The organism is Neobacillus sp. OS1-2 (assembly GCF_030915505.1).
GTDB lineage: Bacteria > Bacillota > Bacilli > Bacillales > Cytobacillaceae > Neobacillus.
On sequence record NZ_CP133265.1, the window covers coordinates 2,322,282 to 2,336,263 of the forward strand.

11 protein-coding genes, 2 rRNA genes and 1 riboswitch are annotated in these 13,982 nt (G+C 45.5%); of the genes, 12 read left to right on the forward strand and 1 reads right to left on the reverse strand.

The features are described from left to right. Positions 1 to 3: 3 nt before the first annotated feature. Together RCG19_RS11455 and rrf are read left to right on the forward strand one after the other, a co-directional pair. Positions 4 to 2,939, forward strand: a 23S ribosomal RNA gene (locus tag RCG19_RS11455). Between the two features lie 70 nt (positions 2,940 to 3,009). Continuing rightward, positions 3,010 to 3,126, forward strand: a 5S ribosomal RNA gene (gene rrf / locus RCG19_RS11460). A gap of 84 nt (positions 3,127 to 3,210) precedes the next feature. Here the strand turns inward: rrf and RCG19_RS11465 are convergent. Then, positions 3,211 to 4,455 carry a TolB family protein gene (locus RCG19_RS11465; RefSeq protein ID WP_308110870.1) on the reverse strand — a complete coding sequence of 415 codons (1,245 nt, stop codon included), beginning with the start codon at positions 4,453 to 4,455 and terminating at the stop codon, positions 3,211 to 3,213. A 141-nt stretch (positions 4,456 to 4,596) separates the two neighbouring features. On the opposite strand from RCG19_RS11465, the gene RCG19_RS11470 reads away from it, so the two are divergent. From RCG19_RS11470 to purF, 10 genes are all read left to right on the forward strand, one after another. Then, the gene (locus tag RCG19_RS11470; protein ID WP_166245912.1) at positions 4,597 to 5,121 is read left to right on the forward strand and encodes a DUF2179 domain-containing protein; all 525 of its coding nucleotides are present in this window, start codon (positions 4,597 to 4,599) and stop codon (positions 5,119 to 5,121) included. Continuing rightward, the gene (locus tag RCG19_RS11475) at positions 5,118 to 5,315 is read left to right on the forward strand and encodes an NETI motif-containing protein (RefSeq protein WP_166245868.1); all 198 of its coding nucleotides are present in this window, start codon (positions 5,118 to 5,120) and stop codon (positions 5,313 to 5,315) included. The genes RCG19_RS11470 and RCG19_RS11475 overlap by 4 nt, the downstream gene beginning before the upstream one ends. Before the next feature lie 89 nt (positions 5,316 to 5,404). Next, positions 5,405 to 5,506: riboswitch (purine riboswitch) on the forward strand. Positions 5,507 to 5,665: 159 nt separating this feature from the next. Continuing rightward, the gene (gene purE, locus RCG19_RS11480; RefSeq protein WP_166245870.1) at positions 5,666 to 6,154 is read left to right on the forward strand and encodes a 5-(carboxyamino)imidazole ribonucleotide mutase; all 489 of its coding nucleotides are present in this window, start codon (positions 5,666 to 5,668) and stop codon (positions 6,152 to 6,154) included. Continuing rightward, the gene (purK, locus tag RCG19_RS11485; RefSeq protein WP_308110872.1) at positions 6,138 to 7,277 is read left to right on the forward strand and encodes a 5-(carboxyamino)imidazole ribonucleotide synthase; all 1,140 of its coding nucleotides are present in this window, start codon (positions 6,138 to 6,140) and stop codon (positions 7,275 to 7,277) included. Before purE ends, purK begins: the two co-directional genes overlap by 17 nt. 22 nt (positions 7,278 to 7,299) lie before the next feature. Beyond that, entirely contained in the window at positions 7,300 to 8,598 is a 1,299-nt protein-coding gene (purB, locus tag RCG19_RS11490; protein WP_308110873.1) for an adenylosuccinate lyase, read from the forward strand. 148 nt (positions 8,599 to 8,746) lie between these two features. After that, complete coding sequence (purC, locus tag RCG19_RS11495; protein ID WP_308110874.1) at positions 8,747 to 9,460, forward strand: phosphoribosylaminoimidazolesuccinocarboxamide synthase; 714 nt, start codon at positions 8,747 to 8,749, stop codon at positions 9,458 to 9,460. After that, positions 9,453 to 9,707, forward strand: a complete 255-nt coding sequence (gene purS / locus RCG19_RS11500; protein ID WP_166245876.1) for a phosphoribosylformylglycinamidine synthase subunit PurS — start codon at positions 9,453 to 9,455, stop codon at positions 9,705 to 9,707. The genes purC and purS overlap by 8 nt, the downstream gene beginning before the upstream one ends. Next, positions 9,704 to 10,387: a phosphoribosylformylglycinamidine synthase subunit PurQ gene (gene purQ, locus RCG19_RS11505; protein WP_308110875.1), complete on the forward strand. Its 684-nt coding sequence runs from the start codon at positions 9,704 to 9,706 to the stop codon at positions 10,385 to 10,387. Before purS ends, purQ begins: the two co-directional genes overlap by 4 nt. Next, positions 10,371 to 12,596, forward strand: coding sequence for a phosphoribosylformylglycinamidine synthase subunit PurL (purL, locus tag RCG19_RS11510; RefSeq protein ID WP_308110876.1), 2,226 nt, complete (start codon positions 10,371 to 10,373; stop codon positions 12,594 to 12,596). The genes purQ and purL overlap by 17 nt, the downstream gene beginning before the upstream one ends. Then, entirely contained in the window at positions 12,572 to 13,978 is a 1,407-nt protein-coding gene (gene purF / locus RCG19_RS11515; protein ID WP_308110877.1) for an amidophosphoribosyltransferase, read from the forward strand. Before purL ends, purF begins: the two co-directional genes overlap by 25 nt. Positions 13,979 to 13,982 lie beyond the last annotated feature (4 nt).

Sequence of the window (13,982 nt, forward strand, 5' to 3'; positions counted from 1 at the left end):
TTAGGTTAAGTTAGAAAGGGCGCACGGTGAATGCCTTGGCACTAGGAGCCGATGAAGGACGGGACTAACACCGATATGCTTCGGGGAGCTGTAAGTAAGCTTTGATCCGGAGATTTCCGAATGGGGGAACCCACTGTTCGTAATGGAACAGTATCTCTACCTGAATACATAGGGTATAGAAGGCATACCCGGGGAACTGAAACATCTAAGTACCCGGAGGAAGAGAAAGCAAACGCGATTCCCTGAGTAGCGGCGAGCGAAACGGGACATAGCCCAAACCAAGAGGCTTGCCTCTTGGGGTTGTAGGACACTCAACATGGAGTTACAAAGGAACGGGGTAAATGAAGCGACCTGGAAAGGTCAGCCAGAGAAGGTAAAAGCCCTGTAGTTGAAACTTCGTTCCCTCCTGAGTGGATCCTGAGTACGGCCGGACACGAGAAATCCGGTCGGAAGCAGGGAGGACCATCTCCCAAGGCTAAATACTCCCTAGTGACCGATAGTGAACCAGTACCGTGAGGGAAAGGTGAAAAGCACCCCGGAAGGGGAGTGAAATAGTTCCTGAAACCGTGTGCCTACAAGTAGTCAGAGCCCGTTTATGGGTGATGGCGTGCCTTTTGTAGAATGAACCGGCGAGTTACGATTACATGCAAGGTTAAGTTGAAGAGACGGAGCCGCAGCGAAAGCGAGTCTGAATAGGGCGAATTTAGTATGTAGTCGTAGACCCGAAACCAGGTGATCTACCCATGTCCAGGGTGAAGTCCAGGTAACACTGGATGGAGGCCCGAACCCACGCACGTTGAAAAGTGCGGGGATGAGGTGTGGGTAGCGGAGAAATTCCAATCGAACTTGGAGATAGCTGGTTCTCTCCGAAATAGCTTTAGGGCTAGCCTCACGTAGTAAGAGTCTTGGAGGTAGAGCACTGTTTGGACTAGGGGCCCTCATCGGGTTACCGAATTCAGACAAACTCCGAATGCCAAAGACTTATCCGTGGGAGTCAGACTGCGAGTGATAAGATCCGTAGTCAAAAGGGAAACAGCCCAGACCACCAGCTAAGGTCCCAAAGTATACGTTAAGTGGAAAAGGATGTGGAGTTGCTTAGACAACCAGGATGTTGGCTTAGAAGCAGCCACCATTTAAAGAGTGCGTAATAGCTCACTGGTCGAGTGACTCTGCGCCGAAAATGTACCGGGGCTAAACGTATCACCGAAGCTGTGGATTGACATCTATGATGTCAGTGGTAGGAGAGCGTTCTAAGGGCGTTGAAGCTAGACCGTAAGGACTGGTGGAGCGCTTAGAAGTGAGAATGCCGGTATGAGTAGCGAAAGATGAGTGAGAATCTCATCCACCGAATGCCTAAGGTTTCCTGAGGAAGGCTCGTCCGCTCAGGGTTAGTCGGGACCTAAGCCGAGGCCGAAAGGCGTAGGCGATGGACAACAGATTGATATTCCTGTACCACCTCTTTATCGTTTGAGTGATGGGGGGACGCAGGAGGATAGGGTAAGCGCACTGTTGGATATGTGCGTGTAAGCAGTTAGAGCGAGAAGTAGGAAAATCCGCTTCTCACAACGCTTGAGCTGTGATGCCGAGGGAAATATAGTACCGAAGTTCCTGATTCCACACTGCCAAGAAAAGCCTCTAGCGAGATAAAAGGTGCCCGTACCGCAAACCGACACAGGTAGGCGAGGAGAGAATCCTAAGGTGAGCGAGAGAACTCTCGTTAAGGAACTCGGCAAAATGACCCCGTAACTTCGGGAGAAGGGGTGCTCTTTAGGGTTCATAGCCCTGAAGAGCCGCAGTGAATAGGCCCAGGCGACTGTTTAGCAAAAACACAGGTCTCTGCGAAGCCGCAAGGCGAAGTATAGGGGCTGACGCCTGCCCGGTGCTGGAAGGTTAAGAGGAGGGGTTAGCTCACGCGAAGCTCTGAATCGAAGCCCCAGTAAACGGCGGCCGTAACTATAACGGTCCTAAGGTAGCGAAATTCCTTGTCGGGTAAGTTCCGACCCGCACGAAAGGCGTAACGATCTGGGCACTGTCTCAACGAGAGACTCGGTGAAATTATAGTACCTGTGAAGATGCAGGTTACCCGCGACAGGACGGAAAGACCCCGTGGAGCTTTACTGTAGCCTGATATTGAATTTTGGTACAGCTTGTACAGGATAGGTAGGAGCCTGAGAAGCCGGAGCGCTAGCTTCGGTGGAGGCGTCGGTGGGATACTACCCTGGCTGTATTGAAATTCTAACCCGCACCCCTTATCGGGGTGGGAGACAGTGTCAGGTGGGCAGTTTGACTGGGGCGGTCGCCTCCTAAAGAGTAACGGAGGCGCCCAAAGGTTCCCTCAGAATGGTTGGAAATCATTCGTAGAGTGTAAAGGCACAAGGGAGCTTGACTGCGAGACCTACAAGTCGAGCAGGGACGAAAGTCGGGCTTAGTGATCCGGTGGTTCCGCATGGAAGGGCCATCGCTCAACGGATAAAAGCTACCCCGGGGATAACAGGCTTATCTCCCCCAAGAGTCCACATCGACGGGGAGGTTTGGCACCTCGATGTCGGCTCATCGCATCCTGGGGCTGTAGTCGGTCCCAAGGGTTGGGCTGTTCGCCCATTAAAGCGGTACGCGAGCTGGGTTCAGAACGTCGTGAGACAGTTCGGTCCCTATCCGTCGTGGGCGCAGGAAATTTGAGAGGAGCTGTCCTTAGTACGAGAGGACCGGGATGGACGCACCGCTGGTGTACCAGTTGTTCTGCCAAGGGCATCGCTGGGTAGCTATGTGCGGACGGGATAAGTGCTGAAAGCATCTAAGCATGAAGCCCCCCTCAAGATGAGATTTCCCATAGCGCAAGCTAGTAAGAACCCTGAAAGATGATCAGGTTGATAGGTCAGAGGTGGAAGCGTGGCGACATGTGGAGCTGACTGATACTAATCGTTCGAGGACTTAACCATTTGATTATTCGTTTTTACCACTTCTTCTGCATTATCTAGTTTTGAGAGAACGATCTCTCAATTAAATTAGTCTGGTAATTATGGCGAGAAGGTCACACCCGTTCCCATACCGAACACGGAAGTTAAGCTTCTCAGCGCCGATGGTAGTTGGGGCATGCGCCCCTGTGAGAGTAGGACGTTGCCAGGCAGAAAAAAGACAATCTGAAAAGATTGTCTTTTTTTATGCATAAAAGGGAGATTGGCAATAAACTGGATAGTAATAAAAAATTCCTTACCCCCTATATAAACTAAAAACCTCTTCCCAATTCCACTTTTCATAATACCAGCTTGCCATCGTAAGGTTTTTAATCCATTGTTTTTCTTTCATATCTTTACTTGCCGCTACAATTATATTGGCAGCCGCCCTATCGGTCCTAATCCAAATGAACTGCCTGCGATGAACTTGCGGGGCAAAGTCACCTTCATTTTTTGCAGGGAAGGTTACCTGTTTTTGATTGTCCGATATTTCGAATATGCTTGGTAATGGCCGTTCCTTGATCTCCACTAATTCACTCTCAGGCGAACGTGAAACGTATAATACATGGTTATTTTTCCAAGAAAAATCCCGATCTGCATACCCCGCAGGAGTTAACCGTTCCTTCCGGAAGGCCGGAACACCCAGTATCTTGAATTGTTTATTTTTCAACACTTCCCTGCCGAACCCGCTAATATAGCCAAGAGCATTCCTGTTTGGCGCCCATTGTAGCCATTCTTCATGATTTAACATTTCATCTATTCGTTGAAAAACCTGCCCATCCACAGAAAGCACACAAAGAGTATTACTGTCTGCTGACAATGAAGCTGTAGGATTTAATAAAAAACTAATCCACTTACGGTCGTGTGACCATTTAAACTGGCTGGTGCTTACATAGTAATCTTTCGCTCCAACTTGAATGGTAAAAACCGGCTTTACAATTGGCTTTTGCCGGTCCATTCCTAGTGAGAGTTTTGATAACTGGATATCTGTATGAAGCGTTGGACTTTCCTTAGTGGATATCAATAGTTCTTTCCCGTTTGGATACCAAGAAAAGTTTTCAACCTTATCTGCCAGGTGATTGATAAGAAATGGCTTTGCTGGATCTGCTGTATTAACAACAAATAGATCAGACTTTTTAAGAAAGGTAAGTTTATTTTGCTGTGGAGACCACTGGAAATTGCTCGTTACATTGGATGTAACTTTTATATGCTTGTTCAAGGGGATATTGTATAAAAATAGTTCACCATTATCGATGGAGCCGTCCATTTTCCTTTGTTCTTTTAAGTAGGCAACCCATTCCCCATCATGTGACCATTTTGGATACCTTATAAAGCCCTCATGTGTAAGCTTTCTTTCCACATTTCCACTTTTCATCCACAAATTATCACCGCGGATAAATGCCGCTTTTAAAGTATCATGTCTATTATCTGCGTATGTTATCGAGTGGAATGGAATAATAACAGAAACAAGTAAAATAGTTAGTAGTACTATTTTTTTCATCTAATCGCCTCTTTTTACGTTAGAGATGGGTATATATATTGTGTGCAAATGAGTAAAATTCATCAGGAATTTAAGAACATTTGTGATAAAGTGGAGAAGGCATAATAATAGGGAGGACTTCATGTGTTAGAAAATAGTTTTATGATGGTCGCGATTATCCTAATTATTAATATTGTTTATGTTTCTTTTTTTACCATAAGGATGATCTTGACGCTGAAGGGGCAGCGTTATTTAGCTGCATCGCTCAGTATGATAGAAGTGGTCATTTATGTACTTGGGCTCGGCCTTGTCTTAAATAATCTTAATGAAATTCAAAATCTCATTGCGTATGCGGTTGGTTATGGTATTGGTGTGATTGTTGGGATGAAAATTGAGGAAAAGCTGGCGTTAGGCTATATTACGGTGAATGTAATTACGAAGGAGTATGATAAAAATCTGCCTAGAATATTAAGAGAAAAGGGATATGGCGTAACCAATTGGGAGGCAAATGGACTCGAGGGCGACCGAATGGCGCTGCAAATCCTTACGCCAAGGAAATTTGAATTAAAGCTATATGAAGCGATAAAAAGTTTAGACCCAAAAGCGTTTATCATTACATATGAGCCCAAGTCGATTCATGGAGGCTTCTGGGTGAAATCGGTGAAAAGAGGGAAGCTATTTTCATGAGTAAAAAGAAAGTGCAATTTGAAGTCCAAGAAAATGAAAGTATTGAGGAGTGCTTGAATAGAATGAAGCAAGATGGGTACTCCCCTGTCCGCCGAATAGAAAAGCCTATTTTTCAAGAAGTAAAAAGGGGTGGAGAGACTATTTATGAACCAATTGGCCGCCAAATCGTCTTTGAGGCAATGTTGGTTGAGTAAAACACGAACATTCATGACTTGTTTTAAAGTAATGTTCGATTTTATGGTTGACATTTAACTGAAGTTCTTGGTATGATAATGATAGTTAATTAAGAAATTACTTTTACCCTCGTATATCCATGGGAATATGGCCCATAAGTTTCTACCCAATAACCGTAAATTATTGGACTATGAGGGAAAGTCAATATGTTCGAGCACAATTTGGGGCGAAGACTCACTATTTGTTGACCCTGGATTTCGTATGCCCGGACAAATGGCTTTCTCTTATGGAGAGGCTATTTGTCCGGGTATTTTATTTGCATGGAAAACGGGGCAGACATAGTTGTTTTTTTAAAAAAGGGGGCTGAAAGATGGGAACTCTTGTCGGAGTGATCATGGGAAGCAAGTCAGATTGGGATACGATGAAGCCTGCATGCGAGATTTTAGAACAATTTGAAATTCCTTATGAAAAAAAGGTTGTTTCTGCCCATCGCACACCTGATTTGATGTTTACATATGCAGAAAATGCTAGAAAAAGAGGATTAAAGGTGATCATCGCAGGTGCAGGCGGTGCGGCCCATCTCCCTGGCATGGTCGCAGCAAAAACGACATTGCCGGTCATCGGTGTACCTGTTCAATCAAAAGCGTTAAATGGTTTGGACTCCTTGCTGTCGATTGTGCAAATGCCAGGCGGTGTGCCCGTTGCAACGGTGGCGATTGGGAAAGCGGGAGCCATGAATGCAGGCTTGCTGGCTGCACAAATTTTAGCCACAGAAGATGCAAGACTCGCCAATCAATTAGATGCTAGAAGAGAAACTATTAAACTAGAGGTTCTAGAAAGTAGTGATCAACTTGGATAACAAGACGATATTACCTGGATCTACCATTGGTATTATTGGCGGCGGGCAACTAGGAAGAATGATGGCATTAGCGGCTAAGGCGCAAGGATACCGTATTGCAGTTTTAGAACCTGTTTCCGATTCCCCGTGCGGACAAGTGGCGGACTTCGAAGTAATCGGTTCTTATGATGATCGCGAGGCCATTGCAAAGCTCGCTGTAATGAGTGACGTGATTACCTATGAATTTGAAAACATTGATGCTGATACATTAAGCTGGCTTTGTGGTAAGGCCTATGTGCCACAAGGTCCCGAGCTATTAACCATAACGCAGGATCGGATCAAGGAAAAGGCGGCCATCCAGCAGGCAGGAGTACAAGTGGCGCCCTATGAGGTTATCGAAAGTGTTGAAGATTTACTTTTAAAAATAGAGTGGATTGGTTATCCTGCTGTACTGAAAACCGCAAGAGGCGGCTATGATGGCAAAGGTCAGTTGGTGTTTAAAACCGAGCAGGATCTATCTAAAGCAGAGGTGCTTCTGAACCATGGACGTTGTGTCCTGGAAAAATGGATACCGTTTGAAAAAGAAGTATCCGTCATTGTTACAAGAAAGCTAGATGGAGAAACGGCATTTTTTCCAGTAGCAGAAAACATTCATGAAGAAAATATTTTGCATACAACGATTGTTCCGGCCCGAATCCCAGATGAATTACGGGAAAAGGCGGTCCGAGAGGCGAGGCAGATTGCTGATTCGCTTGGGCTAGTCGGGACGTTGGCAGTCGAGATGTTTGTGACCAGTGAGGGTAAAATATATATCAACGAGCTGGCACCGAGGCCGCATAACTCAGGTCACTTTTCCATCGAGGCCTGCGAGACGTCACAGTTCGAACAGCATATCCGTGCAATTTGCAATTTACCATTAGGAAGCACGGAGCTATTAAAACCGGCGGTTATGGTCAATCTATTAGGAGAGCATCTTGACTGCTTATTTAAAGAGTTTCAGACAATTAAGGGCTGGAAGATTCATTTATACGGGAAAAAGGAACCAAAATTGAAAAGGAAGATGGGGCATGTTACCATTTTGAAGGATAACGTCGATGAAGCCCTTTGGGAGATTGAGGAGAGCACTATCTGGCGTAACAGCTAAAGAAATGATCGGAGGAAAAAAGATGATTGATCGTTATACTAGACCGGAAATGGGAGCCATTTGGACGGAGGAGAATCGCTTTAACGCCTGGCTTGAGGTGGAAATTCTAGCATGTGAGGCATGGGCAGAATTAGGAGAAATTCCGAAAGAAGATGTTAAGAAACTTCGTGAACATGCTTCTTTTAATATTGATCGCATTAAAGAAATCGAAGAAGAGACTAGGCATGATGTGGTTGCTTTTACTCGTGCGGTTTCGGAAACATTGGGCGAAGAACGGAAATGGGTTCATTACGGCTTAACTTCAACAGATGTCGTAGATACAGCACTTTCCTATGTATTGAAGCAAGCGAATGAAATTTTATTGCAGGATTTAGAAAGCTTTATTGAGATTTTAAAAAATAAGGCTATTGAGCACAAAATGACGGTCATGATGGGACGGACACATGGGGTCCATGCGGAACCGACAACATTTGGGTTGAAGCTTGCTCTGTGGTATGAGGAAATGAAACGCAATCTAGAGCGTTTTAAGCAAGCGGCTGAAGGGGTAGAGTTCGGAAAGATCTCCGGTGCTGTTGGAACTTACGCCAATATTAATCCGTTTGTGGAACAGTATGTGTGTGAAAAATTAGGTCTTGGCCGGGCGCCCATATCGACACAAACATTGCAGCGCGACCGCCATGCACACTATATGTCCACCATCGCATTAATCGCTACTTCCATCGAAAAATTTGCTGTTGAGGTTCGCGGGTTGCAAAAGAGTGAAACGCGTGAGGTTGAGGAATTTTTTGCGAAGGGTCAAAAAGGGTCATCGGCGATGCCGCATAAACGGAACCCAATTGGCTCGGAGAATATGACTGGTATGGCGCGCGTGATTCGTGGCTACATGATGACAGCTTATGAAAATGTGCCGCTTTGGCATGAGCGCGATATTTCTCATTCCTCCGCCGAACGCATCATTTTGCCGGATGCGACGATTGCCTTGAATTACATGCTCAACCGCTTCGGCAGGATATTGAAAAATCTAACTGTTTATCCGGAGAATATGAAACGCAACATGGATCGTACGCTAGGATTGATTTATTCACAGCGCGTGCTGCTTGCGTTGATTGATAAAGGCTTGTCGCGTGAAGAGGCTTATGATACGGTGCAGCCGAAGGCAATGGAGGCTTGGGAAAACCAAGTTCCATTCCGCAGCTTGATTGAAGCAGATGGAAAAATTACCTCGTTGCTGTCGGGTGAGGAAATCGAGGATTGCTTTGACTACCACTACCACTTACAGCATGTAGATACGATTTTTGATCGGTTAGGGTTGAACGGGTAAACGGGTTCTACGTAACCGAATGAATTAAAAAGATATCCAATCGGTTTTTTTGAGCCAGTACAAAATAAATAGGGGCAACCACAGCAGGGATTTGCCCCTCTCTCTAGATTGAAGATTCCCAATATTGCGAAATAAGGAGCGAACTACCATGAAAGAACTGCTTTACGAAGGAAAAGCCAAGCGAATTTACAAAACAGATGAAGAAAACATTGTATTAGTCCAATACAAGGATTCAGCCACCGCTTTTAATGGAGAAAAGAAAGCAGAGATCACTGGTAAAGGCAGACTCAATAACGAGATTACTAGTTTGATATTCTTAAAGCTAATGGAAAAAGGAATTCACTCACACTTTATCAAAAGAATCTCCGAAACGGAGCAGTTGGTGAAGAAGGTATCTATTATCCCGCTTGAAGTAGTCGTTCGTAACGTGGCTGCCGGCAGTTTTTCAAAAAGATTGGGAATCGAAGAAGGCAGACCGCTGTCAGCATCACTGGTTGAGTTTTATTTAAAAGATGACGCGCTCGGTGACCCGCTCCTTACCAATGACCATATCCTGGAGCTTAATGTGGCAACTGCCGAAGAGATTACGATTTTACGAGAAAAGGCGCTGGAAGTAAATGCGGTTTTATCGAGCTTTTTTGCAGAACTAGGCATTACCTTAATCGATTTTAAACTCGAGTTTGGCAAGGACGAACAGGGGCAAATTTTATTAGCCGATGAAATTTCTCCAGACACCTGCCGCCTATGGGATCAAAAGACAAATGAAAAGCTGGATAAAGATGTATTCCGCCGCGATTTAGGAAGCTTAACAGAGGCATATAAAACGATTTTAACTAGACTTGGAGGTCATCAGCATGTATAAAGTCAAAGTTTACGTAACGTTAAGAGAAAGTGTATTAGATCCGCAAGGCAAAGCCGTCACTCAATCATTACATTCATTAAATTACCAAGAAGTAACTGATGTCCGCATCGGTAAATATATGGAACTTACGATTGAACAATCAGAGCGTGACCTTGATGACGTCGTGAACGAGATTTGTACAAAGCTGCTAGCCAATCCAGTTATTGAAGACTACCGTTACGAAGTAGAGGAGTGTGTCGCTCAGTGAAGTTTGCAGTGATCGTTTTTCCTGGTTCGAACTGTGATGTTGACATGTTTCATGCAATAAAGGATGAACTGGGTGAAGAAGTGGAGTACGTTTGGCATGATACGGAAAGCTTAGACGGTTATGATGGAATCCTTTTACCAGGCGGCTTCTCGTACGGTGATTACCTTCGTACAGGAGCGATTGCCCGTTTCAGTAATGTCATGAAAGAAGTCATGAAAGCCGCAGAAGCCGGCAAGCCAGTGCTTGGGGTGTGCAACGGATTCCAAATTCTTCTTGAAGCAGGTCTGCTGCCGGGAGCGATGAGACGGAACGAAAGCCTATCATTTATTTGCAAGCCGGTCGAATTAGTCGTGGCAAACAATCAATCCATGTTTACTGCTGAATATAAGCAAGACCAAACCATCACGATTCCGGTCGCCCATGGCGAAGGAAATTACTATTGTGACGAAGAAACTCTCAATCAACTAAAAGCTAATAAACAAATTGTGTTTACCTATCAGCAAAATCCAAATGGCAGTCTTGAGAATATTGCCGGAATCACAAACGAAAAAGGAAATGTCCTTGGTATGATGCCGCACCCTGAACGGGCGGTTGACGAGCTTTTAGGCAGCGCCGACGGGCTGAAAATGTTTCAATCAATCGTAAAATCTTGGAGGGAAGCACATGTTGTCAACGCTTGAACCAAATCCGGAGCAAATCAAAACAGAAAAAATCTATCAGCAAATGGGTTTGTCCGATGAAGAGTTTGCGATGGTCGAAAATATCCTTGGCAGAACGCCGAACTATACAGAAACTGGCCTTTTCTCGGTTATGTGGTCAGAGCACTGCAGTTATAAAAACTCAAAGCCGGTTCTAAGAAAATTCCCTACATCCGGTGAAAAAGTTCTTCAAGGCCCAGGCGAAGGGGCTGGAATTGTCGATATCGGCGATGGTCAGGCGGTTGTGTTTAAAATCGAAAGCCATAACCACCCATCCGCAATTGAACCGTACCAAGGAGCTGCGACAGGCGTGGGCGGAATTATCCGTGATGTCTTCTCAATGGGCGCTCGACCGATTGCGATGTTAAATTCACTGCGCTTCGGCGAGCTGGATAAAGCTAGAACACGTTATCTTTTTAAAGAAGTAGTAGCTGGAATAGCAGGATACGGCAACTGTATCGGCATTCCGACGGTCGGGGGCGAAGTTCAGTTCGATCCTTCCTATGAAGGAAATCCTCTCGTCAACGCCATGTGTGTCGGTCTGATCAATCATGAGGATATTAAAAAAGGCCAGGCACATGGTCTTGGCAATACCGTCATGTATGTTGGGGCCAAAACAGGCCGCGACGGGATCCACGGTGCAACATTTGCTTCAGAGGAACTCACAGAGGATTCGGATGAAAAACGTCCGGCGGTTCAGGTCGGCGATCCATTCATGGAAAAATTACTTTTAGAAGCTTGCTTGGAGCTGATCCATTCGGATGCGCTTGTCGGGATTCAAGATATGGGTGCAGCGGGACTTGCCAGCTCTTCTTCGGAAATGGCCAGCAAAGCCGGGATGGGCATCGAGATGAATTTAGACCTTGTACCACAGCGCGAAACGGGAATGACCGCTTATGAAATGATGCTGTCTGAATCACAGGAACGGATGCTTATTGTGGTGAAAAAAGGCAGAGAACAAGAGATTAATCATCTCTTTTCTAAATATGATTTAGAAGCTGTCGCAATTGGCAAGGTCACGGATGATAAGCAATTCCGCCTCATCCATAAAGGGGAAGTGGTTGCAGACCTGCCAGTGGATGCCTTGGCTGAAGATGCACCTGTGTATCAGAAACCTTCCAAAGAGCCGGCCTATTTTGCTAAATTCCAGGCGATGGAAAATGAGATTCCGCAGGTGGATGACCTGAAAGAGACATTAGTAAAATTGTTAAGTCAGCCGACCATTGCCAGCAAGGAATGGGTATATGAACAATATGATTATATGGTGCGCACGAATACGGTAGTATCACCAGGTTCAGATGCTGCTGTAACCCGTATTAGAGGTACACGAAAAGCCTTAGCAATGACTACGGATTGTAATTCCCGTTATGTGTACTTAGATCCGGAAACCGGTGGAAAAATTGCGGTAGCTGAAGCGGCCCGTAACATTATTTGTTCAGGTGCCGAACCGTTAGCGATCACCGATAACCTCAACTTTGGCAATCCCGAAAAGCCGGAGGTGTTCTGGCAGATTGAAAAGGCAGCTGATGGAATCAGTGAAGCATGCCGGGTTCTTGAAACACCAGTCATCGGCGGTAACGTGTCCTTATACAACGAAACAAGCGGCACGGTGATCTATCCAACACCTGTTATTGGCATGGTAGGGCTCGTTAGTGACCTCGACCATATTACGACACAGCACTTTAAACAAAGCGGCGACCATATCTATTTGGTTGGGGAGACAAAACCTGAGTTTGGCGGCAGTGAACTGCAAAAGCTAGTGAACGGTGAAATCTTCGGAAAAGCGCCGGAATTAAATATTGAAATAGAAAAAGAAAGACAGAGTCAGATACTAACTGCCATTCGTGCTGGATTGGTTCAATCGGCCCATGATTTGTCAGAAGGCGGGTTGGCCGTTGCTCTTGCAGAATGTCTTTTTGCAAAAAAGGGACTCGGGGCTGAAATAACAATCACTGGAGATTCAGTTACTGCACTTTTTAGCGAGACCCAATCTCGTTTTCTAATTTCCGTTAAAAAAGAACACCAAGCAGAGTTTGAGAGAGTAGTAGACGCGGCTCCAATCGGCCAAGTGAATGAGACAGGAATCCTTCAAGTTTTATCTGAAGGTCAATCGGTTCTTGTGTCCAAGGTTGAAGAATTAAAAACAGCCTGGAAAGGGGCGATCCCATGCTTGCTGAAATCAAGGGATTAAATGAAGAGTGCGGCATTTTTGGTGTCTTTGGACATCCAGATGCCGCCCAATTAACCTATTATGGCCTTCACGCCCTGCAGCACCGCGGCCAGGAGGGAACTGGAATCGTTGTTTCTGATGGAAAGAAACTTACAGGCGTTAAGGGAGAAGGTCTCGTAACAGAGATTTTTACGGCAGAAGCGATGTCCCAATTAATAGGATCAGCAGCGATCGGTCATGTCCGTTATGCGACAGCAGGAGGCGGCGGCTATGAGAACGTCCAGCCGCTTTTGTTCCATTCACAAACTGGAAGCCTTGCCCTTGCCCATAATGGCAACCTTGTGAATGCTACTTCATTAAAACATCAGCTTGAAGCGCAAGGGAGTATTTTTCAAACCAGTTCAGATACAGAGGTTTTAGCCCATTTAATTAGAAGAAGCGGATTTCACCACATGAAGGAACAGGTGAAAAATGCCCTGACCATGTTAAAAGGGGCATATGCCTATTTAATTATGACGGAAACAGAACTGATGGTGGCCCTTGATCCCCATGGTCTCAGACCGCTTTCGCTTGGTTGTCTGGGTGATGCGTATGTTGTGGCCTCGGAGACATGTGCATTTGATGTGGTCGGTGCTGAATATATCCGTGATATTATGCCTGGTGAACTATTAATCATCAACGAAAAAGGGCTGACATCAGAGCGGTTTTCGCTGAGTACGACAAAAGCTATTTGTATGATGGAGTATGTTTATTTTTCAAGACCTGATAGTAATATTCAAGGAGTGAATGTCCATACTGCCCGAAAAAGCTTGGGAAAAAGACTGGCGATGGAAGCCCCAATTGATGCGGACGTTGTGACAGGGGTTCCGGATTCCAGTATTTCAGCGGCAATCGGCTATGCAGAAGCGATGGGGATCCCCTATGAAATGGGGTTAATCAAAAATAAATATGTCGGCAGGACCTTCATCCAGCCTTCCCAGTCACTTAGGGAGCAGGGGGTCAAAATGAAACTGTCTCCCGTTCGCGGAGTGGTCGAAGGAAAACGGGTGGTTATGGTCGACGACTCCATTGTCCGCGGCACAACAAGCAGAAGAATTGTTTCCATGCTGAAAGATGCCGGGGCAACAGAGGTTCACGTTGTTATCAGTTCACCTCCGATTAAAAATCCGTGTTTCTACGGTATCGATACGTCATCAAAGGAAGAATTGATTGCGTCTGACAAATCGGTTGAGGACATTCGCCAGCTAATTGGAGCGGATTCGTTAACCTTTTTAAGTGAGGGTGGCATGGTAGAGGCGCTTAGTCAGTTAGGTACAAAGGGCTTTTGTCTAGGTTGTTTTAACGGAAATTATCCTACAGAAATTTATCCAGATACACTGCAGTATTATTATCAAAAGGGGTGACGGT

Excerpts from the sequence above, each read along its gene's own strand:
- RCG19_RS11465 (WP_308110870.1), bottom strand. The coding sequence starts at position 4,455 with ATGAAAAAAATAGTACTACTAACTATTTTACTTGTTTCTGTTATTATT.
- RCG19_RS11470 (WP_166245912.1), top strand. The coding sequence starts at position 4,597 with ATGATGGTCGCGATTATCCTAATTATTAATATTGTTTATGTTTCTTTT.
- RCG19_RS11475 (WP_166245868.1), top strand. The coding sequence starts at position 5,118 with ATGAGTAAAAAGAAAGTGCAATTTGAAGTCCAAGAAAATGAAAGTATT.
- purE (WP_166245870.1), top strand. The coding sequence starts at position 5,666 with ATGGGAACTCTTGTCGGAGTGATCATGGGAAGCAAGTCAGATTGGGAT.
- purB (WP_308110873.1), top strand. The coding sequence starts at position 7,300 with ATGATTGATCGTTATACTAGACCGGAAATGGGAGCCATTTGGACGGAG.
- purC (WP_308110874.1), top strand. The coding sequence starts at position 8,747 with ATGAAAGAACTGCTTTACGAAGGAAAAGCCAAGCGAATTTACAAAACA.
- purS (WP_166245876.1), top strand. The coding sequence starts at position 9,453 with ATGTATAAAGTCAAAGTTTACGTAACGTTAAGAGAAAGTGTATTAGAT.
- purL (WP_308110876.1), top strand. The coding sequence starts at position 10,371 with ATGTTGTCAACGCTTGAACCAAATCCGGAGCAAATCAAAACAGAAAAA.
- purF (WP_308110877.1), top strand. The coding sequence starts at position 12,572 with ATGCTTGCTGAAATCAAGGGATTAAATGAAGAGTGCGGCATTTTTGGT.